Below are 22,717 nucleotides of genomic sequence, written 5' to 3' on the forward strand. Positions count from 1 at the left end.
AAAGGAGAAAGCGTAAGCTTTCCCTTTTTTTATCTATTAAAATAAATCTTCATCCATAAAATCTTCACCATCATAAGTATAATCAAATTCAGACGTAGCTATGTTATTAGTAACTATTGAATCAGTAATATTATCAGGAAGTAAGACATAGTCATTTTCAGAATAGGATTTTACTGCTTTAGGTTTTGATTCTAAATAACCTCTTTTATTAGGACCATAAACTTTTTCATTTGTTGGATTTTTTTTTGACATTTTCATTCTCCTTTTTTTGCTTATCATTGTGGAAACCTTCTAATTCTCCTATATCATCTCCACCATTATAAGTGTAATCAAATTCTACATTGGAGATATTGTTGCAAACAATAGGGTCAGTAACATTGTCAGGGAGTAAGGTGTAGTCATATTTAGAATGTGCTTTAATGATTTTAGGTTTTGCTTCTAAATATTCTCTTTCATTGGGTCCATAAGTTGTTCTACCTTTACTAACTTTTTTATCCATAGAAATTCTCCTTTAAATTTATTTGGCAAGCATGATAGTTTGTCTTAACAATAAATTAAACTATAAATTAGAACTTGCATTTTAACCATAAATATAGTATTCCAAATGTATGAAAAAAAATAACTTGTAAAAACTAAAAAAGTAAAAATTATTAAAGGATTTTGGTGGAAAATGTAGAATTCTTTATAATATGTCATTGATTATTAAATAATAAAAATTATTTAAAATTCTCATGCATACAATTAAATGAAAGGGTGGTAATTATAATGACTGAATTAAGACAAATTTATAAATGTGAGCTATGTGGTAATATTGTAGAAGTGGTACATAAAGCAGGAGGAACGTTGGTTTGTTGCGGTCAACCCATGAAATTAGTTGAGGAAAATAGTGTAGATGCAGCAGTTGAAAAACATGTTCCAGTAGTGGAAAAAATTGAAGGTGGAGTTTTTGTAAAAGTTGGAGAGGTAGAACATCCAATGATAGATACTCATTATATTGAATGGATAGAAGTTCATACTGAAAATAAAGTATATAGAAAATATTTAAATCCAGGAGAAAAACCAGAAGCAACTTTTAAATTGGATGAAGAAGTTGTTGCTATTAAAGAATATTGTAATTTGCATGGACTTTGGAAGAAATAAGAATTTATTTTTGTGAGATGAAAAGATTGAATGAAGAATAAAAGTAAAAAGCGAATAAACTATTTGTAGGGGCGGGTTTCCATGCCCGCCCGCTGTAATTTCCTAATTAAATTACAATTACAGAAAAATCATAATAAAAATATTATACTACTTTCTGTATTTTGTATTTTTTATCAATATTATATATGGAATTATTATATATATAATTTATAGGCATAGCGGGGCGGCGTGGAAACCGCCCCCTACGAGTTAGTTCATCTTTTTTCTCTATTACGAATAAAAAGTCTCCCTCTTGACAACGACCTTAATTAAATATAATATAATGATATCAGGAATATAGGTATCCTAGTTCAACTATTAATTTATACATGTCCAAAACTAGTTGAAGCGTCTAGCTTTTGGAACAAGTATAAATTAAGTTTCACATTGGGATCCATATAGAATATAAATAATCTGTGAAGAGAATAGTAAATTTAAAAACAACTTTTAGAGAGCTACAGTTGGTGGAATGTAGTAGTTATGTTTAAATTGAATGGGACTCTGAGATTTTTAGTTAAATAAACTAAAACGTTTATCCTCGTTAATGGATAGGGTGAATAACCTTCAATAAGGGAATTAAATTCTGAAATTAGGTGGCAACACGTTAAAAAACGTCCTATGTATATACTGTTGAGTATATGTATAGGACGTTTTTTATACTTTTTAGGGGTGCTCAATATTGAGCGCTTCTTGAAAATACTCAGTTAGTGAGAAAAATAAGTAAAATAAATAGGAGGTAATATATATGGAAAAAGAAAATGCAATACAAAAGAAAGTTATTTTTAGTGGAATTCAGCCTTCAGGTCAATTAACTATAGGAAATTATTTAGGAGCTTTGAAGAATTGGGTTAAACTTCAAGATGAATATGAGTGTTTTTATTGTATAGTTGATATGCATGCTATTACAGTGAAACAAGAGCCAAAAGAATTAAGACAAAGAACTTTAGAAGTTTTAGCAATTTATATAGCAGCGGGTATTGACCCAGAGAAAAACACTTTATTTATTCAATCACATGTTCCTCAACATGCAGAAGGGGCATGGTTATTAAATTGTAATACTTATATGGGTGAATTGAGCAGAATGACACAATTCAAGGATAAATCTCAAAGATATGGTCAAAATATTAATGTAGGATTATTTGATTATCCTGTTTTAATGGCATCAGATATTCTTATATATCAAGCGGATTTAGTGCCAGTGGGACATGATCAAAAACAACATTTAGAGCTTACAAGAGATATAGCTGAAAGATTTAATTCTGCCTATAGTCCAACATTTAAAGTACCTGATCCTTATATAGCTAAAGTTGGAGCTAAAATTATGGATTTACAAGAGCCTACAAAGAAAATGTCTAAATCATCAGATAATCCGAACTCTTATATTTTAATGATGGACCCACCAGAGGTGATAAGAAAGAAAATTTCTAGAGCTGTAACTGACAGTATAGGGGTTGTAAATTATACTGATGATCAACCAGGAATTAAAAACCTTATTGATATTTTGAGTACAATTAAAGGAACTACTTCAGAAGAAGTTGTAAAAACTTATGAGGGAATTGGCTATGCTCAATTTAAGAAAGATGTGGGAGAAGCTATTGTAGAAGAATTAGCACCGGTTCAAGATAAAGTTAAAGAATTGGTAGCTGATAAAAAATATTTAGAAAGTGTATATAAAGCTGGTGCGGAGAAAGCATCTTATATAGCAAATAAAACTGTGAGAAAAATGAAAAAGAAAATAGGTTTTATACAACAATAAAACTTTAGGCCTATACGGCCTAAAGTTTTTGTTTTACAATAAAAGCATTAATGTTGAGGAAGTTAACAAAAAGTTCACTATTAATAAGTGAAATAAAGTGAATTTACTTAAAACCACAATTGATTTAAAATAAAAACATAAGAGGTGAGGAAATGGAATTTACTTCTCGAGAAAAGAAAATTTTAAACACACTCTATTCAAAAAGTAGAAAAATAGTCATAGCTGATTTAGCAAATATTTGCGGAGTTACAACTAGAACAATTAAAAAAGATATTGAGTCAATAAATTACAAACTAGATGTAAACGATGCTAAAATAGCAACTAAGTCAGGAGTTGGGGTATGGTTAGAGATTTCAACTGATGATATGAAACAAAATTTTAAAAGGCACATTAGTGACAATAAAGAGTTTAAGAATCCCATATTACCAGATGAAAGATATGTTTGGATAATAAATAAGTTAGTGGAGACAAATGAATTGATTTCCTTTAGCGAAATGGCGGAAGAACTTTATGTAAGCAAAAGTACTATTGTAAATGATTTAATAAAGGTTGAAGAATTTTTAAATGAATTTAAGGCAACTTTGAGTAAACAAAAAAAGCATGGTACAAAAATCATAGCTGATGAAAAAACTTTAAGATTATTAAAAGCTAATATCTATAAAAAAATAATTGATAAACATCAAAGTGTTATAACAGAAGATTTAATAAATTTAATCAAGGGTGTAAATCTTGAGTTAATAAAAGACGTATTAGTTAAAAACGAAGAAGAAAACAATTTTATTTTATCAGACATATCCTTTAAAGGATTATTAATCCATATAGGTATTTCAATTAATAGAATAAAGCAAGATAAAAATGTAAGAATGGTTAAAGAAGATATAACGCTTTTAAAAAAGCAAAGTGAATGGAATATTGCGAAAAATATTGCCAAAGATTTATCAGAAGCATTCCAAGTTTCTATAGATGAATGTGAGATAGGATATATTACAATCCATTTGGCAGGAGCAAAAATTCAAAATGATATTTCTGATAACAGAATAAATGATTCTTATTTAAAAGATATTGATGAAGAATTATATTTCAATCTAAAACTTATTTTAGATAAAATATCATTAAAAACAGGTTTTGATTTTAGTAAAGATAGAACTTTGTTTGTAGCACTTTTTCTTCATATAAGGCCAGCAATTAATAGATTAAAAAACAATATAAGATTAGATAATCCTTATAAAGAGGAAATAAAAAAAGAGTATAGTATGGAATATGCTCTAGCAACATTTGCTTGTCAGGATATACAAGAAATATATGATATACAAGCAAATGATGATGAAATATGTTATATAGCAATGCATTTTGGAGCATCAATTGAAAGAAGCAAAGATCAAATTAAGACCAAAGCTATTTTGATTTGTGCTTCAGGACTTGGAACATCACAATTACTTTACACTAAAGTAAATAAAGAATTTCCAAGTATAGAGGTAGTAAAAGTTATGGGATATAATCAAGCACTGGGAAAGCTTAAAGATTTATCTTATGACATTATAATAAGCACTGTACCTTTTCAGTATGAAGGCAAAGAAGTTATTAATGTATCTCCTTTGCTAACAAGATCAGATTCAGAAAGAATAAGTAATGCCATTAATACTAAGCCAGTATATAAAAACAATTTTTTAAGTACTAGTAATGTTTTATTTTCATATTTGAATTTGAACTCAATTTTCTTAAAGATAAAAGAAAATTCAAGAGATGAAATCTTAAAAAGCATGTGCATGAAATTAAAAGAATTAGGTGCGGTAGAAGATGGGTATTATGAATCAGTTATGAAAAGAGAAGAATTTAAAAGTACAGCTATTGGTAATTTAGTAGCTATACCACATTCCTTTGATGGATATGTTAATAAGTCACAAATTTCTATAGCTACACTTAAAAACCCCATTTCTTGGGGAGAAGATAAGGTGCAAATGGTTTGTATGATTGCATTAAATGTAAAAGATAATAAAGATTTTTCAGAAATATTTGATAATCTTGAAAAGATTATTAGTAGAAAGGAAAATGTAAAATTATTATCAAAGCAAGAAGATAAGCTAGGATTTATAAATTTGTTAAATGAATTAATTGAGAAACAAGGGGAATAATAAAAAATAATAAAGTTAATTAAGTGGAGGGTATTATGGAAATTTCAAATTTAATAAATAAAAATTTAATCAATTTAGAAATGAATGTAGATTCAAGAGAAGAAGCAATAAAAGTTCTTGCAGAAATGATGTTTAATGATGGAAAGTTAAAATCTCAAGATGATTATATAGTGGATGTTTTAGAAAGAGAAAAAGAAGGAACAACAGGTTTCGGAATGGGATTTGCAATACCTCACGGAAAGTCTGATGCAGTAAAAGAAACATGTTTTGCAGCAGGAAGAAGTGCAAAAGGCATTGAATGGAATTCTTTAGATGGAGAACCAGTTAACTTTGTAATTCTTATAGCAGTACCTAAAGAAGAAGCAGGAACAACACATTTAAAAATATTATCTCAAATAGCTTCAAACTTAATGGAAGATGATTTCAGAGACAATCTTCTACAAGCTCAGCTTGAAGAAGAAGTAATAAATATTTTATCAAGAGAAATGGAGGAATAATTTATGTTTATTTTAGGAGTATGTTCATGTCCAGCAGGTATCGCACACACTTACATGGCAGCAAAAGCTTTAAAGAAAGCAGCAGAAAAATTAGGTTATGAAATCAAGGTTGAAACTCAAGGTGCAGCAGGTCCGGAAAATATTATTACAGCAGAAGATATTGAAAGAGCAGCAGGAGTAATCTTTGCAGCAGACGTAGCAGTTATCAACGAAGAAAGATTTGAAGAATTACCAATTTTAGAAGCATCTGTAACTGAAGCTATTAAAGATCCTAAAGGATTAATAGAAGAATTATTAGAAGGAGTGGAGTAAAAATGGCTAAAATCGAAAGAAAAGTTAAAAAAACTTCAGGTTTAGGTGAAGTAAAAAAAGCACTTATGTCAGGTATTTCTTATATTATACCGTTAGTTGTTGCTGGTGGTATGATTCTATCTCTTGCACTTGTATTTGGTCAAGAAGGAAGTATATTAGGTTATGCTAGAACAGATGGAACAATTGCTTTCAAAATGAGAATGTTTGGTGGATCTATTCTAGGATTAATGGTTCCTATGTTAGCAGCTTATATTGCCTTTGGTTTAGAAGGTAAAGTTGCTTTAGTTCCTGGTCTTGCAGGTGGACTTGCTGCTAACTCAATTGGTAGTGGATTCTTAGGTGGTATGGTTGCTGGTCTTATTGCAGGTTATATTGTAAGATACATTAAGAAAATTAAGGTTAATGAAAGTTTTGCAGGAACAATGAATATATTTATAATTCCTTTGTTTGCAAGTTTTATCATTGGAGTTTTAATGATTTTTATTATTGGAAGCCCAATAGCAGCATTAAATACTGGATTAGTAAATGGATTAAATTCAATTGGAGAATCAAATCCAATATTACTTGGATTAATTATAGGTGCAATGGCATGTTTTGATATGGGTGGTCCTTTAAATAAAGCAGCTTATGCTTTCTCATTAGCAGCTATTGAAGCAGGAAATGGTATTCCTTATGCAGCATTCTCAGCAGCAAAAAGTTTACCAGGAATAGCAATAACTATTTCAGTTTTATTATTCTCAAAGTATTACAATGAAGAAGAAAGAGAATCAGCTAAGAGTAGCTGGATCTTAGGACTTGCTGGTATAACTGAAGGAGCAATTCCTTTTGCAATAGCTGACCCATTAAGAGTAATCCCATCAATGATGTTTGGTGGAGCGGTAGCAGCAGCTATTTCTATCTCTGGTGCCTCAAGCTTACTTGCAGCAGGTGGTTCAATTTTAACTATTCCTGTTACAACAAACGCTGTTAACTGGGTAGTAGCATTAATTGCAGGAACTTTAGCAGCAGCAGCAATGTTAAGTATACTTAAAAAAATCAAATTTAGTAAAGAAGCATAATAATAATTAGTATTTAGTTACTTGATTAAAGTGAATTTCATAATAAGATTAAACTCCATTTTTAATATAAAGGTGGAGTTTGATTATTAATTAGATTATTTAAAAGAGAGGGAAAAAAATGAAAAAAGTTCATGTAGTGCCTCATATGCACTGGGATAGAGAGTGGTATTTTACAACAGAAGAATCTAGAATATTATTAGTAAACAATATGGAAGAAATTTTAGAAATGTTGGAGACTAACGAAAATTATCCTTATTTTGTGATGGATGGTCAAACAGCTATTATAGAGGATTACTTAGAAGTAAAACCAGAAAATAAAGAAAGATTAAGAAAACTAGTTCAAGCAGGAAAATTAATAATTGGACCTTGGTATACTCAAACTGATGAAATGATTGTAGCTGGAGAATCAATTGTTAGAAATCTTTTATACGGGATAAAAGATTGTGAGGAATTTGGAGACTACATGAAAATTGGATATCTTCCTGACTCTTTTGGTCAATCAGCGCAAATGCCACAAATTTTGAATGGTTTTGATATAAAACATTCAATGTTTTGGAGAGGAACTTCAGAGCGTCATGGTACAGATAAAACAGAATTTAATTGGGTTAGTGATGAGGGTTCAAAAGTATTAGTTCAATTGCTTCCTTTAGGATACGCTATAGGAAAATATCTTCCACAAGAAAAAAATGCTTTGAAAAAAAGAATGGATAAATATGTTCCAGTTTTAGATAAAGGAGCTACTACAGAACATCAATTACTTCCTAATGGTCATGATCAAATGCCTATACAAAAGGATATATTTGAGGTTATGGAAAAGTTAAAAGAAATTTATACAGATAGTGATTTCTTTTTAAGTAAATTTGAAAATGTTTTTGAAGAAATAGAAAAAAATAAAGAGTTAGATACACTTCAAGGGGAATTCTTAGATGGTAAATACATGAGAGTTCACAGAAGTATTTATTCTACAAGAATGGATATAAAGACTGCCAATGCAAGAATAGAAAATAAAATAACTAATATATTAGAACCATTAGCTACTATTGCTTACAGTTTAGGCTTTGATTATCATCATGGTTTAATAGAAAAAATATGGAAAGAAATAATGAAAAACCATGCTCATGACAGTATAGGTTCTTGTTGTTCAGATAAAGTCCATAAAGAAATTATGGGAAGATTCTTTTTAGCAGAAGATAAAACAGATAGATTAATAGATTTTTATATGAGAAAAATTGCAGATGCAGTATCATGTGAAGTAGCGTTAGATAAATTAGTAGCTTATAATTTACTTCCATACAATAGAGAGCAAATAATCCAAGCGGAAATAATTACAAAAATGAAGGGCTTTAAATTAATAGATGAAAATAATAATGAAGTTAAATTTGAAGTTGTAAAAACAGAAGTTGTTGATGCTGGTTTAATAGATAGACAAATCGTTCATTACGGAGATTACGATCCGTTTGTAAAATACACTGTAGAATTCAAAGACAATATGCCAGCAGTTGGATATAAAACATATTTAATAGTTGAAAACAAAGACAGTGAATTAAAAGTTGTTGAAATGAATAATATTAATCAAATCGAAACAGAATTTTATATCATAAATGTAAATGAAAATGGAACTATTAAAGTGCAAGATAAAAAGCTTGGAAAAACTTTTGAGAATGTTCTTTTAATTGAAGATGGAGCAGATGATGGGGATGAATATGATTTCTCGCCTTTATTAGATGATTATATTGTTACAAATGAAAATGTAAAAGCAGATGTAACCATGACTCAAAATGAATTCTTCGGTAATATTGATATAAATTATTCTTTGAACATACCTAAAGATATAGAAAGCCGTAAGAAAAAAATCTGTGATTCAGTAATGAATGTAAAGATAAGTTTAAGAATTCCTATGAATAAAGCTTCAATGGAAGTGAATTTTAATATCAACAATCAATCAGGAGATCATAGAGTAAGAGCATATGTTCCAACTGCAATAAAATCAGGGTTCTCTGTTTCAGATAATCAATTTGGAAGTATAGAAAGACCAGTTATAGATGCAGCCATGGAAGTTTGGGAAAAAGAAAGATGGAATGAAAGACCAGATTCAATTTACCCAATGATGAGCTTTGTAGGATTGTCAGATGAAGAACATGGTGTTGCGGTATTAACTAATAGTACTAGAGAATTTGAAATAGTAGGAAATGATTTTGATACTATAGCAATAACATTATTCAGAACAATAGGTTTCCTTGGAAGAGAAGAAATGCTTCGTAGACCAGGAAGACCTTCTGGAATAAAGCTTCCAACACCGGATTCACAAATGATAGGAAATGTAGAAATAAACTTTGCTATAGCAACTCATGAAAAATCTACATTAAAAGCTAATGTGGCAAGAATAGCAAAAGAATATTTAACTCCAGTGGTAACATATAATAAGATGCCATATAACGCTATGAAGTTAAACCCAGCAGCATTTAATACACCATATGAGTATAGTTTATTCACTCAAAATGATGAAGAAACTGTGTTAAGTGTACTTAAAAAAAGCGAAAAAGATAGCGGGATAATAGTAAGATATTACAATGCTACAGAAGATGAAAAATTAGCTGAATTTAGTTTCAATAAAAAAGTTAACAAAATTTCTGAAACTAATTTAAATGAAAAAATAGTTGAAGAATTAGTTATTGATGATTCACAAATAGAAATTAAAATCAAGAAAAATCAAGTTAAAACTATATTAGTTCAATTATAAAAAATATCAAAAATTTTATAGTAAAAGGGGATTTTCTACGGGAAATCCTTTTTTATTTTTTATGTAAGGCTAAACTTGAAGCAATCCTTGTAATAGTTGTTTCATCTTGTTATAATAGAAATGTTTGATAAAAGTAAGTGCAAATAGATTTAGGGGGATAATTATGCCTGTTAACATAGCTATACTTGGTGGACCACGTTGTGGTAAAACCACATTAATGCAGCAATTATATGTAGAATTAAAAATTAGAGGATTAGATGTAGGTGCAGCAGCTGAATATTCAACAGATTATTTAAGGGACAAGGGAATGATAGAAACCATATCAGAGCAATATGGTATATACCTAGGTCAAGCGCTTAGAGAAAACCAGTTACAAGGCTTTGATTATGCAATAACTGATTATGCCACATTTATTCCATATGTGTACGGTAGATTTATGCTTGGTAGTAAGAAAAGAACTTTAAAAGAAATAGAAATTCTTAAAGATTTATATTATTTAGCTTTAAAAGATATTCCAAAGTATCAGCACATATTCTTTGTACCAAGAGAATTTGGATATGTGAAAGATGGTGTAAGATGGCAAGATGAAGAAGTTGCCAAGTCTATTGATGAGGCGATACTGAGCTTTTTAAATGCGGAGAACATATCTTTTACAGTTATTGAAGGAGATACAAAAGAAAGAAGTAATAAAATCTTAGATATAATTGGTATAAGTTAGATTAATACATGGATAAATGTTTAATAATATAGAGAAGAGAATTTTTTATTAGGAATTAAAAAAATAAGTAAAAAAGGAGATAAAAAGTGGCTGAATTTATAAATGAAATTTCCAAAAGAAGAACTTTTGCGATAATATCGCATCCAGACGCAGGAAAAACCACATTAACTGAAAAGTTATTATTATACGGAGGCGCTATTAGAGAAGCGGGTTCGGTAAAAGCTAGAAGAGCATCAAAACATGCAGTTTCTGACTGGATGGAAATTGAAAAGCAAAGAGGTATTTCTGTAACTTCTTCAGTTCTTCAATTTAATTATGGAGGACATTGTATTAACATACTAGACACTCCAGGTCACCAAGATTTTAGTGAAGATACATACAGAACTTTAATGGCAGCAGATAGTGCTGTAATGGTTATTGACGGAGCAAAAGGGGTAGAGGACCAAACTAGAAAATTATTTCATGTTTGTAGTTTAAGAGATATTCCTATATTCACTTTTATAAATAAAATGGATAGAGAAACAAGGGATGCTTTTGAATTATTAGGTGATATTGAAGAAGAATTAGGAATAAAATCATACCCAATGAATTGGCCTATCGGTTGTGGTCAACATTTTAAAGGTGTTTATGATAGAATAAAAAATTCAATTATACTTTTTAATGGTGGAAACCACGGTAAAAGTGAAGTTAAAGTTATTGAAGGTGGTTTAGAGGATGAAAGCATAAGAAACTTGATTGGCTCGGACCTTCATGACCAACTTTTAATGGAGATAGAACTATTAAATGAAGCAGGAGAAGAATTTGACCTAGATAAAGTAAGATTAGGAGAATTAACACCTGTATTCTTTGGTAGTGCACTTACTAACTTTGGAGTAGAACCATTCTTAAGAGAATTCTTAGAGCTTACACCACCGCCTCTTTCTAGAAAATCTGATAGTGGAGAGATTGGTGCTTTTGATGAAGGATTTTCAGCCTTCATATTCAAGATACAAGCTAATATGAATAAAGCTCATAGAGATAGAATTGCTTTTATGAGAATATGTTCTGGTAAATTTGAAAAAGGAATGGAAGTTTACCATGTACAGCAAGGTAAAAAAATAAAGTTAACACAACCACAACAATTTATGGCTCAAGACAGAGAAATAGTTGATGAAGCTTATGCAGGAGATATTTTGGGTGTATTTGATCCAGGTATATTTAGTATAGGAGATACATTATGTCAAAGCGATAATAAATTTAAATTTGAAGGAATCCCTACCTTTGCTCCAGAACATTTTGCTAGAGTAAGAACTGTGGATACAATGAAAAGAAAACAATTCATGAAAGGTATTACTCAAATAGCACAAGAAGGAGCTATTCAAGTATTTAAGCAAATAAATATTGGAATAGAAGAAATTATAGTTGGAGTTGTTGGTGTTCTTCAATTTGAAGTTCTTGAGTATAGATTAAATCATGAATATAATGTTGATATAAAAATGGAAAGATTAGCATTTAAAAATATCAGATGGATTGAGAGTTCTAAAACGAAAGCTGAGGACATTAGTGTTACTTCAGATACTAAAATTGTTAAAGATTCTAAGGAAAGAGACTTATTACTATTCTCCAATGATTGGGGAATAAGTTGGGCCCTTCAACATAATGAAGGCTTAGTTTTATCTTCTATTGCTAATAATTAAAATAATGAAATATTAAAAAGATGTTATGAATTCACTTTGAATTCATACCGAAAATGGAGGGCGCTCAAAATTGTGCACCCTCCATTTTTGGCTTAAATACTGACAAATCAGATTTAAAAAGAAAAAATATTTGCATCAGGATTGTTATCATATAAGATTAAATCTTTAATTATTTCTGCACCTATGACACTATAGGTAGTTCCATTACCACCAAAACCCATATTAACGTAAGTATTTGGTAACTTAGGATGTTTTCCAATAAAGCCTAACCCAGTTTTAGTTTCTGCAAATACTCCTGACCAAGCGTAGTCAATATAAGTAGAAGGTAAATGGGGAAACATTTCTTTTAACTTTTTCAATAAAGCATCAGATTTAGAAGTCAATAAAGGATCATTTGGGGATGATATTGTATAAGGTTCATCTAACCCCCCTATAAGAATTCTATTATCGGAGGTAGTTCTTAAATAACTATAGGGTCTATTACTTTCCCAAATTATACACGTATCTTTCCAACCTTTAAAGGAATCTAGCTTATTAGTTGCAATAGAATAAGTAGTATTTAAGTGTACTCTGTCATTTAAATTTAAAAAATCTATTGAGGAGTATCCACTAGCAATAACTAATTTTCGGCAATTTATGCTATAACCTAATCCAGTATTTACTTTGATACTATTATTATAATAATCAAAGGATACGGCAGTAGTATTTTCATATACTCTACCAGTATTTTTTAAAGAACTTTTTAATAAAGCATGAGAAAATTGCAAGGGATCAATTTCACCACAATTATGTGAAATGATACCGCAAGAAGCAGAAAATGAAAACATATTTTCAATTTCCTGTTTTTCTAAAAAATTCACATCGAAACCGTATTTTTTTCTGCAAAGAAATTCTTTTTTCATATTTTTAATATCTTTTGTAGAAGAGCATAAATATAAGCTATCTTTTCTTTCAAAATCACAGCGTTGATTAATATTTAAAACTATATTTTCAATATTGTCTATAGATTTTTGACAGAGTTTAAAAGCTCTAACGGCTTTCTTTTCACCAATTAAATGTATAAGTTTGTTTAAATCAGTGTCAATTTCATATTGCAAAAGACAAGTGCTTGCAGAGGTGCTTCCAGTTCCTATCTGATTTTTTTCAATTAAAACAGTATCTATATTAAACTGCGTAAGATAGTAAGAAGTTAAGCAACCTGTTATTCCTCCGCCTACAACAACTACTTCACAATTGATATTTTCATTAAGAGAAGGATATCTTTTGAAGTTTTTATTATTATTGTTCCAAAATGTTTTTCCTTTAGTTAAAATTAAATCTGCTTGCATAAATATGTTCACCCTTCCCTTAAAAATTAGAGAAACTCATGAAAAAAATTTCATGAGCATGTCACATTGATTTTCTATTACCGAATAAAGCGTCTATAATAAATACTACAGCAGCAACAATTAGTAGAATATTGATAAGGCCGCCACCTATTCTAAATATAAGCCCTAATAACCAAAACAAAACAACAAATCCACCAATCCATCTTAAAATGGTCACTATACTCACCTCCATTTAATTTCTTATATTAGTATTAGCAAAATACAGGAAAATATTATAGAAATAAAAAAAAGCCTTAATAAGGCTTTAAGCAGTTTTCTTTTTCAAAATAAATTTATTAACTACGTGAGCTACTCCATCTTCTGCATTAGATTTCGTAATATAATTTGCTATTGCTTTTAATTCATCAAAAGCATTATCCATAGCCACGCCAAGGCCAGCATATTCAACCATATGAACATCATTTCCAGCATCACCAACACAAATAACTTCTTCTTGGTTAATTTCAAATCTTTCAGCTATGGCTTTTACACCAGCACCTTTATTTGCCATAGGGTGAAGAAATTCTAAGAAATAAGGAGCACTTCTTACAACTGTATATTTATCATAAACAGTTGATGGAAGATTATTAATAACCTGGTCTAAAATGCTAGGATCATCCACAAACATAAATTTAATTACTTCAGTATCACTAGGAAGATTTGATAAATCCATAATATGTGTTGGAATTTTGTTTATAGTAGATTCGATTTCTGTATATTTGTTGTTAACAGTTGTAATTACTGAATCAGTAGTGTTAGCATGTCTATTAACATTCAATTTTAAACTTAAGTCATATAAATATTTAACATCATCATCATTTAATATATTCTTACTAATTATTTCACCAGTATTATTGTTTTGAACTAAGGCTCCATTAAAGGATACAGAATAATTTTCAGTAGTAACAAGATCTAGTTCTTTTAAATAATTTTCAATTCCAACTAAAGGTCTTCCAGTAGCCAAAACAACTTTAACGCCTTGTTCTTTTGCTTCTTTTAAAGATTTATGATTTTCCACAGAAATCTGCTTGTCCTCATTTAGTAATGTACCATCCATATCTAGAGCTATTAATTTATACATTTAATCACCAACCTATTTTTTTTGTATACTTATTTTTTGATGCGCAATAGAGAAAAAAGATGAACTAACTCGTAGGGGGCGGTTTCCACGCCGCCCCGCTATGCCTATAAATTACATATATAATAATTGCATATATATAATAATTACATATATAATATTGATAAAAAATACAAAATACAGAAAGTAGTATAATATTTTCATTACGATTTTACTGTAATTGTAATTTTATTGGGAAACAGCGGGCGGGCATGGAAACCCGCCCCTACAAATAGTTATTTCGCCTTCTAACTCAAAAGCGTATCATTAATTATTAAACACTAATTTACATCTTAATATTAATTTACATTAATGTAAGAACTATTTCAATAACACTATTTAACAGTAATCGTATACTTGGAAAATGTTTTTTATAATGTTTGATAAACAACGTAATATATAGGGATACAATTGTGAAACTTAATTTAGATTTCTTTTAAAAACTAGACGTATCAACTAGTTTTCAAAATCTCCGATTTTTGGGAGTTTTGGACTTGAATAGATTTATAGTTGAAGTGGTTTGTCTATATAAGTGATTTTATATTAAAAATAGTAAAATTGTATGGATACATTTGACTTAATGAACTTTATTAATATAATTATATATAAGAATAAGGAGGGGATTTTCGTGGAAAGAAAAATTAATAAATCAGCAGGGGTGAATATAAGGAGTATAACTTATGTAGGTATGATGACAGCTATTACTTTTGTAGTAGCTTATGCAATACATTTTAACACTTTTATTGGGGTAGTACATTTAGGGGATAGTATGGTATTGCTTGGAGCTATATTACTAGGGAAGAAAAAAGGAGCAGTATCAGCAGCAATAGGGATGACCTTATTTGATTTATTACTTGGGTATAACATGTGGGCTCCATTTACTTTTGTTATAAAAGGTTGTATGGCATATATTGCAGCATCAATTGCTTTTAGAAAAGATTATAATGGAGAAAATATTATTAATAATATTTTTGCTTTTGTATTTGCTGCTTTATTTATGATATTTGGATATTTTTTAACAGGTGGCATAATTGCAAAACTAACAATGGAAGCACCAACATTATTTGCGGCTTTAGTATTATCGTCAAAAGATATAGTGGGAAATATAGGACAAGGTACAGCAGCAATAATTATTGCACTACCATTAAGTAAAATATTAAAAAATAAGATAAAACAGGGATAATAAATTCCTGGTTTTATCTTTTATAAGGCTGACTTTAAAAATAGAATCATTAAGTTATATATACTTTTGTGTAATATTGCTATTTATAAACTGGAATTTGAAAAACTGGGTTACCACTATCTATTTTATCAAATAATGTTTTTATATTTGTTATTTGTTTATAAGCCCAAGCTATATCAGTAGAATATTGAGGATAAGCCCAATCATTTTCTGTAAACCATCTTATTTTATATAAGGTATTTCGATTATATAATGTATTATTTATATATGAACTTCCAATATAGTATGCACCTCCAGATAAAGCTTCTTCAATAGAAAACCAACCTTTTTTATAAGCATACTCTGAACCGTATTTTATAGCATCAGTATTTTTGGCATTAACACCAAACAGATTGTAAACTATTTTGGGCTGGACAGCTTGTCCATCTACTTCGCTAACTAAAACTCCATTTGATAGTGAAGAAGTTCCGTTGCTTGTTTCAAGTAAAGAATGAGATACTAAATAAATAGGGTTTATATTATTTTTTTTACCAGCATTAATAAATTCTTCACCGATACCTTCTAATATACCTTTACCTAAAAGAACTTTGTTTAAATCTTCGGGTAAAACACCTTCCATGTAATGCAAATCTAAAAACATATATTTCCCATAATCATCTAAAAAATTATAGGGATTCATATAGTAAGAAATAATATGAGACGTTACTGGAACCCATAATGAAGAAGCTTCATCATGATTAGGTGCACCTTTTGTATATTGAATATTAACAGCTTCAGATAAAGTCTTATTTGAATTCACATAAGTGTATGTTTCATTTATTGATGAATTTTCCATGGCGTTTTTTTCTAAAACTCTAACATAATCAGTATAAAAATTATCATAGTCAGTATATATACTTGAATGGATTCCTTGTACATTTGCTTTTTTCACGTAAACTAATATTCTATATTTCCCAGCAATAAGGTTTTTTGTAGAGGAAAATGTATAAGGAGTTGTCCCTTGCACGGGAGCGGTAAATCCATTTGTTAATTCTGTATAGTTAACATTTCCATATTTATAAGTAGAATCAAAAAAACCATTTGGATAAGCATATAGAAAGATTCTATACTGCACAAACGAGTCAGTATTTGAGGTTAATTCCATACGAAGAGAGTCATTTTTTACTAAAGGTTGTTCTAAAATTTTTAAATCTTTTACTTGAGGCAACTCTGAAAAAGAGGAAGTGTCTTCATACTTGTTAATTGTAGTAAATTGCATTGTTGCAGAGTTACTTAAAGCTTCTCCAGTAGCTGATTTTAAATTTTCATTGATGGTTATGTAATAATTCTGATTTGGAATAAATCCATCTATAGGAGGATCTATAATTAAAGATTTTTTATCTTCACCAAGAGTAACTGTTGTATTTATAATAGTTCCCTTGGAGTCTTTTATTAGTACTGAATTTGATGAAATAGAAGTTGAATCAATTTCATTATTTAATTTTACAGTCCAAGATTTTAATGTTGAAATTGATGTTTGGGATTGAAAAGTAGTGATTTCGCTTGCGAACCCTACAGTGAAAAATAATACGGGCATTAATAATATTGTTAAAATCAATGATGTTCTGAAATAAATTAAAATTTTATTCATTAAAAAGCTCCTTATATTATTATTTAGTAGTTCTAAGATTTAAAATTTTTTTATAAATCTTCTTTAATAACCAATTATTTGATTAATTGTAAACATAATAAATAAAGTATATCAACAAAGCACATTGTTTTCAAGAATTTATTTTATATTTTACTTAAAAAAGTAATAATTAATTAGGTATAAATTTAAAAAATCATTTTTCTTTACAATAAAAACTTTTTCTTTTAAAATTATTAAATAAGGATTTTTTAGCAAAAAACTGTAAGTATAAGCATATACATTAAAAGGGTGGTGAATGAAGTGGATGTGAAAAAACTAAAAAAATTATTAAAGAACGATGAAAGCATAAAACAGGATTACAAACTAAAATTAGATTTCACCACTGAGAGCGGAAAAAAAGAGTTTGCAAAAGATGTAAGTGCCCTTGCTAATTCAAGAGGGGGAAGAGGATACCTTATTATAGGAATAGAAGATAAAACAAGAAAAATAGTTGGTATAAATCAGGATGAAATAAAAGAAGAACAAATCCAACAAGTTATCGCTACAAGGATAGAGCCACCAGTGCCAATTAGTTACGACATAATTGAAATTGAAGGTAAAGATGTGGGAGTGGTTACTATTTACCAAAGCGAACAAAAACCTTACCAGTTTAAAGAGAATGGAGCATTTTATATTAGAAGAGGATCTACTACGGATACTATGAGAAAAGAAGAAATAATTTCATCACTTCAGGATAATTTGAGTTTAGATACAGAGCTTTGTCCAATAATTAAAAGTAATATAGATTTTATAAATATGGAATTAGTTAAGAAATATTTTACATTGCATAATATTGAGATTAATGATAATAATAAAGAAATATTAATGAGTTCGACTGGTATTATTACAAGAGAAAGTGAAGATAAAGAATATAAATGCACGTTGGGAGGGCTATTAGTATTTTCATGTATAAATTATCTTCAATTGCCACATAATATAGTTAGGATTGTTAATAAAATTAATTCAAAATATGAGGAAGTAACTACAATTAGTGGTGACTTATTAAGTATTATGGATCAATGTGAAGAAAAATTAAATGCTATGTTACCACAAAATTATCCTATAGATGCAGTTTTTGAAGGAGTGAAAAATGCAGTAATTTATAGAGATTACACTTTATATAATAAGGAAATTGAAGTTATTTTGGATTATAAGAATATATCTGTTATGAGTCCAGGAATTTTATTAAAGAATTCCAAAGGAGCTTTTATCAATACTCATAATTATATAAAAAGAAATATGTGGATATATGAAAAGATGATTACTTTAGATACAAAAGATAGATTTTACAAGTCAGGTAGAGGTTTTACTAGAATGAAAAAAGCTTTTAAAGATTATGGAAAAGTAAAGTTTTTAAATGATACTACTCAAAATACTTTTAAGGTTATTTATCCAAGCATAAATAATTTTAAGTAGCGTAACGAAAAATGGTATATTGGGTAACATTATGAAATTACAATAAATACTTGTAATCGTTTATTGAAAAAAAATTCAGACTATTATATAATTAAAATATGATAGCAGAAAATAAAGCCAAAAAAATCTGAAGGGGTGTTTAAAATGATAAATGTATTTTATGGCCAAAAAGGTGCAGGCAAAAGTAAGTCGCTATTGAATCTAGCTAACCAAAGAATTGATGAAGCTAAAGGTAATGTTGTTTATATCGATGATGATAAAAGACCTATGTTGGAGTTAAATAGAAAAATTAGATTTATTGCTACAGATGATTTTGAGTTAAAAGATTATAAGAATTTTTACGGATTTTTGTGCGGTATTCTTTCAGAAGACTATGACATAGAAGCTATGTTCATAGATGGCTTATTCAACATTGTTGAAGGAGAAGAGAAAGATGCAGCGCTTTTGTTTTATAATATGGAAAAACTAGTTCAAAAGTATAAATTGGATTTTTATATAAATATGAATTTGAATAGTCTTGAATTACCAGAATATTTAAAGAAGTATGTGGCGTAAAATAGGGTTAGTTTTTTATTAATAAAAAATAAAATAGATTGACAAATGCTATATGAATATATATTATATAAAATAAGGCTTTGTATTATTTATGCAGAGATTAAAAAGTATTATATTTAAAAAATCTTAAAATATAGCTGAAAAGCTGTGATGGAAACAAGTACTTTTATGAATTATTAAGAGAGTCGACGGTTGCTGTGAGTCGATTATGAAATAAAAGGAAATACATTCTTGAGCTTTATTCTGAAACTTCCTAGTGAAATGAATTGATTTCATTAACTATAGAATTAGTAGGTTGTTACGTGATTCTGCGTTAAAGAACTGAGTGGATATATTTGATAGAATATATCAATTTGGGTGGTACCACGAATATTTTCGTCCCTTAGTTTTAAGGGGCGTTTTTTTTATTGGGAATTTTTTCTCAAGGGTGTATAAAAAATAATTAATCATATAAAAATTGGAGGTATAACAATGAACGTATTCGATACACTAACTGAAAGAGGTTACATCAAACAAACTACACATGAAGAGGAAATAAAAGAGTTACTTGAAAAGGAAAAAGTGACTTTTTATATAGGCTTTGATCCAACAGCTGATAGTTTACATGTGGGACATTTTATTGCTATTATGTTTATGTCTCATATGCAAAAAGCTGGACATAGACCTATTGCTTTAGTTGGTGGTGGAACTGTAATGGTTGGTGATCCATCAGGTAAAACAGACATGAGAAAAATGATGACTAAAGAAGAAATAGATAGTAATGTGAATAAAATTAAAGGCCAATTATCTAGATTCATAGATTTTTCGGATGATAAAGCTATTTTAGATAATAATGCAAATTGGTTATTAGGTTTAAATTATGTGGATTTTTTAAGAGATGTAGGAGTACATTTTTCTGTAAATAGAATGCTTTCAGCAGAGTGTTTTAAGCAAAGATTAGAAAAAGGATTATCTTTTCTAGAATTTAACTACATGTTAATGCAAGGGTATGATTTCTTGGTTTTAAATCAAAAATATAATTGTACAATGCAGCTTGGTGGAGATGACCAATGGTCAAATATGATAGCAGGCATGGAACTTATTAGAAGAAAAGAAAGAAAACCAGCTTTTGCTATGACTTGTACATTGCTGACAAATAGTGAAGGCAAGAAAATGGGTAAAACTGAAAAAGGAGCTTTGTGGCTAGATCCAGAAAAAACTTCACCTTATGATTTTTACCAATACTGGAGAAATATTGCTGATGCGGATGTGGAAAAATGTTTATCACTTTTAACTTTTCTTCCAATGGATGAAGTTAGAAGGTTATCTTCATTAGAAGGTGCAGAAATAAACCAAGCAAAAAAAGTTTTGGCTTATGAGGTAACAACGCTTGTTCATGGAGAAGAAAAAGCAAAAGAAGCGGAAGGGGCAACAGAAGCATTATTTGGAGCGGGAAAAAATTTGGATAATGTTCCTACTGTGGAAATTGAAAAAGAAAATTTAGGAGACACATTAATAAATGTACTAACTGCAGCGAAAATATTTCCATCTAAAAAAGAATGTAGAAGACTTATAGAACAAGGTGGACTTAAACTTAACGATGAAAAAATTGTAGATGTGGAATTCCTTTTAACAGAAGAAAACTTTAAAGATGGCATTGCTATGATTCAAAAAGGAAAGAAAAAACATTTTAAAATTGTAGTGAAATAGTAAAAAGTATAGTATAATGATGTAAGGATATGGGTTTTAGATAAGTGCGTCTATATTGCACATATTTAGAACCCGATTTTATATAATTTTTAAAGTAAAAGAAGGGGGGATATTATGGCACTTTTTGCCATATCTGATCTTCATTTAGCTTTAACATCCGACAAACCTATGGATATTTTTGGAGCACAATGGGAAAACCACCCTAATAAAATAATGGAAAATTGGTTGAAAAAAGTTAAAGATGAAGATACAATTTTAATTGCTGGAGATATTTCTTGGTCCATGAATATCCAAGAAGGAATGGAAGATTTAGAATGGATTCATAAACTGCCAGGTAGGAAAATAATTTGCAAGGGGAACCATGATTATTGGTGGAGTAGTATATCTAAATTAAATAAATTATATGATGATATGAGGTTTGTACAAAATAATTACTATGCATATGAAGAATATGCTATTTGTGGTTCTAGAGGATGGTCATTATTTTCAAGTCAATCAGAACATGATAAGAAAATAATAAGTAGAGAAAAAATAAGATTAAAATTATCATTAGACGCAGCGGTAAAGGATGGATTTGAAAAAATTATTGTTATGATGCATTATCCTCCAGTTAATGAGAATTTTCAAGAGTCTATTTTTACGGAGGTATTTAATAATTACCCAGTAGAAAAAGTTATTTATGGACATTTACATGGAAAATCTTTATCAAATATTTTCGAAGGAGTTCATAATGGTGTGGAATATATAATGACATCATGTGATTACATAGATTTTGATCCCTTAAAGATTCTTTAATAAAAGGAGAAAAAAATGCAAACTAGAGAATGGAAAAGGATATTAATACCTTATCAACAAGCAGTAGAGGAATTAAAAGTAAAGTTTAAAAGTATTAGAAGAGAATATAGAAAAAGAAATGATATTTCTCCTATCGAATTTGTAACAGGAAGAGTGAAAGAAATATCTAGCATATTGGAAAAAGCTAAAAAATTTGATATACCTTTAAATAGAATTGAATACGAACTTGAAGATATAGCTGGAATAAGAATAATGTGTCAATTTGTTAATGATATATATAAAGTTGTAGAAATCATAAGAAATAGAAAAGACATGCAGATAATGTATGAAAAAGACTATATTTTTAATGTCAAAGAAAGCGGATATAGAAGTTATCATATGATTATAAAGTATCCAGTTTATACTGCTTTTGGGGAACAATATATTTTAGCTGAACTTCAGATTAGAACATTAGCTATGAATTTTTGGGCAACTATTGAGCACTCATTAAATTATAAATATAAACAGGGAATTCCAGTGGAAATCCAAAGTAGACTTAAAGCTGCTGCAGACGCTGCTTTTACACTAGATCAACTAGTGCTAGACATAAAAGATGAAATAATGGATGCACAAAAATTATTTGAAGTTAAGTCTAGTTTAGTAACAGATATAACTAATCATATTTTGACACTTATATCTTTAGGAAGAATGAAAGAAGCTACAGGATTTCAATCTGATTTAGAGGCTATAATAAGTGATGGAGATATATTAGAATTAGCAACTTTAAAAGAAAAAATAGAGAATGCAGTAGTACTTTATAGAGGAAAAGCATTTAATTGATGTGTAAAAAAAAAGAGATGATATCATCTCTTTTTTTAT

General features: G+C 29.1%; 21 protein-coding genes and 2 other annotated features. Of the genes, 15 read left to right on the forward strand and 6 right to left on the reverse strand.

Annotation, left to right across the window (positions count from 1 at the left end; all coding sequences use genetic code 11):
• Positions 1-36: 36 nt before the first annotated feature.
• On the reverse strand, positions 37-252 hold the full coding sequence (locus BUB83_RS09370; RefSeq protein WP_073338206.1) for a PH domain-containing protein: 216 nt from the start codon (positions 250-252) through the stop codon (positions 37-39).
• On the reverse strand, positions 227-499 hold the full coding sequence (locus tag BUB83_RS09375) for a hypothetical protein (RefSeq protein ID WP_073338207.1): 273 nt from the start codon (positions 497-499) through the stop codon (positions 227-229). The genes BUB83_RS09370 and BUB83_RS09375 overlap by 26 nt, the downstream gene beginning before the upstream one ends.
• Positions 500-765: 266 nt before the next feature.
• Here BUB83_RS09375 and BUB83_RS09380 point away from each other — a divergent pair, with 266 nt between their 5' ends.
• The 9 genes from BUB83_RS09380 (at position 766) to BUB83_RS09415 (ending at position 12,068) form a co-directional block, all read left to right on the forward strand.
• Positions 766-1,140, forward strand: a complete 375-nt coding sequence (locus tag BUB83_RS09380; RefSeq protein WP_073338208.1) for a desulfoferrodoxin — start codon at positions 766-768, stop codon at positions 1,138-1,140.
• A 446-nt stretch (positions 1,141-1,586) separates the two neighbouring features.
• Positions 1,587-1,801: a binding site (T-box leader), on the forward strand.
• A 123-nt stretch (positions 1,802-1,924) separates the two neighbouring features.
• Positions 1,925-2,935 carry a tryptophan--tRNA ligase gene (gene trpS / locus BUB83_RS09385; protein WP_073338209.1) on the forward strand — a complete coding sequence of 337 codons (1,011 nt, stop codon included), beginning with the start codon at positions 1,925-1,927 and terminating at the stop codon, positions 2,933-2,935.
• A gap of 152 nt (positions 2,936-3,087) precedes the next feature.
• Positions 3,088-5,067 (forward strand): BglG family transcription antiterminator, encoded by a 1,980-nt coding sequence (locus tag BUB83_RS09390; RefSeq protein ID WP_073338210.1) that lies wholly within the window; start codon positions 3,088-3,090, stop codon positions 5,065-5,067.
• A gap of 35 nt (positions 5,068-5,102) precedes the next feature.
• On the forward strand, positions 5,103-5,564 hold the full coding sequence (locus tag BUB83_RS09395) for a PTS sugar transporter subunit IIA (protein ID WP_073338211.1): 462 nt from the start codon (positions 5,103-5,105) through the stop codon (positions 5,562-5,564).
• A 3-nt stretch (positions 5,565-5,567) separates the two neighbouring features.
• The gene (locus BUB83_RS21270) at positions 5,568-5,876 is read left to right on the forward strand and encodes a PTS fructose transporter subunit IIB (RefSeq protein WP_084133490.1); all 309 of its coding nucleotides are present in this window, start codon (positions 5,568-5,570) and stop codon (positions 5,874-5,876) included.
• Between the two features lie 2 nt (positions 5,877-5,878).
• Positions 5,879-6,934, forward strand: a complete 1,056-nt coding sequence (locus BUB83_RS09400) for a PTS fructose transporter subunit IIC (RefSeq protein ID WP_084133491.1) — start codon at positions 5,879-5,881, stop codon at positions 6,932-6,934.
• A 118-nt stretch (positions 6,935-7,052) separates the two neighbouring features.
• Positions 7,053-9,674, forward strand: a complete 2,622-nt coding sequence (mngB, locus tag BUB83_RS09405; RefSeq protein ID WP_073338212.1) for a mannosylglycerate hydrolase — start codon at positions 7,053-7,055, stop codon at positions 9,672-9,674.
• Between the two features lie 163 nt (positions 9,675-9,837).
• Positions 9,838-10,392 carry an ATP/GTP-binding protein gene (locus BUB83_RS09410; protein ID WP_073338213.1) on the forward strand — a complete coding sequence of 185 codons (555 nt, stop codon included), beginning with the start codon at positions 9,838-9,840 and terminating at the stop codon, positions 10,390-10,392.
• 86 nt (positions 10,393-10,478) lie between these two features.
• The gene (locus BUB83_RS09415) at positions 10,479-12,068 is read left to right on the forward strand and encodes a peptide chain release factor 3 (RefSeq protein WP_073338214.1); all 1,590 of its coding nucleotides are present in this window, start codon (positions 10,479-10,481) and stop codon (positions 12,066-12,068) included.
• A gap of 113 nt (positions 12,069-12,181) precedes the next feature.
• Here the strand turns inward: BUB83_RS09415 and BUB83_RS09420 are convergent, their stop codons facing one another.
• From BUB83_RS09420 to yidA, 3 genes are all read right to left on the reverse strand, one after another.
• Positions 12,182-13,396: an NAD(P)/FAD-dependent oxidoreductase gene (locus tag BUB83_RS09420; RefSeq protein ID WP_084133492.1), complete on the reverse strand. Its 1,215-nt coding sequence runs from the start codon at positions 13,394-13,396 to the stop codon at positions 12,182-12,184.
• Positions 13,397-13,457: 61 nt separating this feature from the next.
• A complete protein-coding gene (locus tag BUB83_RS21575) occupies positions 13,458-13,613 on the reverse strand; it encodes a lmo0937 family membrane protein (protein WP_143160512.1) in 156 nt (51 codons plus the stop codon).
• An 87-nt stretch (positions 13,614-13,700) separates the two neighbouring features.
• Entirely contained in the window at positions 13,701-14,516 is an 816-nt protein-coding gene (gene yidA, locus BUB83_RS09425; protein WP_073338215.1) for a sugar-phosphatase, read from the reverse strand.
• A 664-nt stretch (positions 14,517-15,180) separates the two neighbouring features.
• Here yidA and BUB83_RS09430 point away from each other — a divergent pair.
• On the forward strand, positions 15,181-15,735 hold the full coding sequence (locus BUB83_RS09430; protein WP_073338216.1) for an ECF transporter S component: 555 nt from the start codon (positions 15,181-15,183) through the stop codon (positions 15,733-15,735).
• A 79-nt stretch (positions 15,736-15,814) separates the two neighbouring features.
• On the opposite strand, the gene BUB83_RS09435 is transcribed toward BUB83_RS09430, so the two are convergent.
• Positions 15,815-17,365 carry a glucosaminidase domain-containing protein gene (locus BUB83_RS09435; protein ID WP_073338217.1) on the reverse strand — a complete coding sequence of 517 codons (1,551 nt, stop codon included), beginning with the start codon at positions 17,363-17,365 and terminating at the stop codon, positions 15,815-15,817.
• 300 nt (positions 17,366-17,665) lie between these two features.
• Between BUB83_RS09435 and BUB83_RS09440 the strand changes: the two genes are divergently transcribed.
• The 5 genes from BUB83_RS09440 (at position 17,666) to BUB83_RS09460 (ending at position 22,678) form a co-directional block, all read left to right on the forward strand.
• A complete protein-coding gene (locus BUB83_RS09440) occupies positions 17,666-18,820 on the forward strand; it encodes an AlbA family DNA-binding domain-containing protein (protein WP_073338218.1) in 1,155 nt (384 codons plus the stop codon).
• Positions 18,821-18,964: 144 nt separating this feature from the next.
• The gene (locus BUB83_RS09445; RefSeq protein ID WP_073338219.1) at positions 18,965-19,375 is read left to right on the forward strand and encodes a P-loop NTPase family protein; all 411 of its coding nucleotides are present in this window, start codon (positions 18,965-18,967) and stop codon (positions 19,373-19,375) included.
• 138 nt (positions 19,376-19,513) lie between these two features.
• Positions 19,514-19,761: a binding site (T-box leader), on the forward strand.
• A gap of 85 nt (positions 19,762-19,846) precedes the next feature.
• A complete protein-coding gene (gene tyrS / locus BUB83_RS09450) occupies positions 19,847-21,064 on the forward strand; it encodes a tyrosine--tRNA ligase (RefSeq protein ID WP_073338220.1) in 1,218 nt (405 codons plus the stop codon).
• Positions 21,065-21,178: 114 nt separating this feature from the next.
• Positions 21,179-21,859, forward strand: a complete 681-nt coding sequence (locus BUB83_RS09455) for a metallophosphoesterase (RefSeq protein WP_073338221.1) — start codon at positions 21,179-21,181, stop codon at positions 21,857-21,859.
• Between the two features lie 15 nt (positions 21,860-21,874).
• Positions 21,875-22,678 carry a GTP pyrophosphokinase gene (locus tag BUB83_RS09460; RefSeq protein WP_073338222.1) on the forward strand — a complete coding sequence of 268 codons (804 nt, stop codon included), beginning with the start codon at positions 21,875-21,877 and terminating at the stop codon, positions 22,676-22,678.
• Positions 22,679-22,717 lie beyond the last annotated feature (39 nt).

Origin of the sequence: Clostridium grantii DSM 8605, assembly GCF_900129965.1 — a bacterium.
Taxonomy (GTDB): Bacteria; Bacillota; Clostridia; order Clostridiales; family Clostridiaceae; genus Clostridium_AF; species Clostridium_AF grantii.

Bases quoted from the DNA above. Each gene is read 5' to 3' on its own strand.
- BUB83_RS09395 (WP_073338211.1), top strand. From the start codon at position 5,103: ATGGAAATTTCAAATTTAATAAATAAAAATTTAATCAATTTAGAAATG.
- BUB83_RS09455 (WP_073338221.1), top strand. From the start codon at position 21,179: ATGGCACTTTTTGCCATATCTGATCTTCATTTAGCTTTAACATCCGAC.
- BUB83_RS09410 (WP_073338213.1), top strand. From the start codon at position 9,838: ATGCCTGTTAACATAGCTATACTTGGTGGACCACGTTGTGGTAAAACC.
- BUB83_RS09460 (WP_073338222.1), top strand. From the start codon at position 21,875: ATGCAAACTAGAGAATGGAAAAGGATATTAATACCTTATCAACAAGCA.
- yidA (WP_073338215.1), bottom strand. From the start codon at position 14,516: ATGTATAAATTAATAGCTCTAGATATGGATGGTACATTACTAAATGAG.
- tyrS (WP_073338220.1), top strand. From the start codon at position 19,847: ATGAACGTATTCGATACACTAACTGAAAGAGGTTACATCAAACAAACT.
- trpS (WP_073338209.1), top strand. From the start codon at position 1,925: ATGGAAAAAGAAAATGCAATACAAAAGAAAGTTATTTTTAGTGGAATT.
- BUB83_RS09390 (WP_073338210.1), top strand. From the start codon at position 3,088: ATGGAATTTACTTCTCGAGAAAAGAAAATTTTAAACACACTCTATTCA.
- BUB83_RS09420 (WP_084133492.1), bottom strand. From the start codon at position 13,396: ATGCAAGCAGATTTAATTTTAACTAAAGGAAAAACATTTTGGAACAAT.
- BUB83_RS09380 (WP_073338208.1), top strand. From the start codon at position 766: ATGACTGAATTAAGACAAATTTATAAATGTGAGCTATGTGGTAATATT.
- BUB83_RS09370 (WP_073338206.1), bottom strand. From the start codon at position 252: ATGTCAAAAAAAAATCCAACAAATGAAAAAGTTTATGGTCCTAATAAA.
- BUB83_RS09435 (WP_073338217.1), bottom strand. From the start codon at position 17,365: ATGAATAAAATTTTAATTTATTTCAGAACATCATTGATTTTAACAATA.
- BUB83_RS09375 (WP_073338207.1), bottom strand. From the start codon at position 499: ATGGATAAAAAAGTTAGTAAAGGTAGAACAACTTATGGACCCAATGAA.
- BUB83_RS09400 (WP_084133491.1), top strand. From the start codon at position 5,879: ATGGCTAAAATCGAAAGAAAAGTTAAAAAAACTTCAGGTTTAGGTGAA.
- mngB (WP_073338212.1), top strand. From the start codon at position 7,053: ATGAAAAAAGTTCATGTAGTGCCTCATATGCACTGGGATAGAGAGTGG.
- BUB83_RS09445 (WP_073338219.1), top strand. From the start codon at position 18,965: ATGATAAATGTATTTTATGGCCAAAAAGGTGCAGGCAAAAGTAAGTCG.
- BUB83_RS21270 (WP_084133490.1), top strand. From the start codon at position 5,568: ATGTTTATTTTAGGAGTATGTTCATGTCCAGCAGGTATCGCACACACT.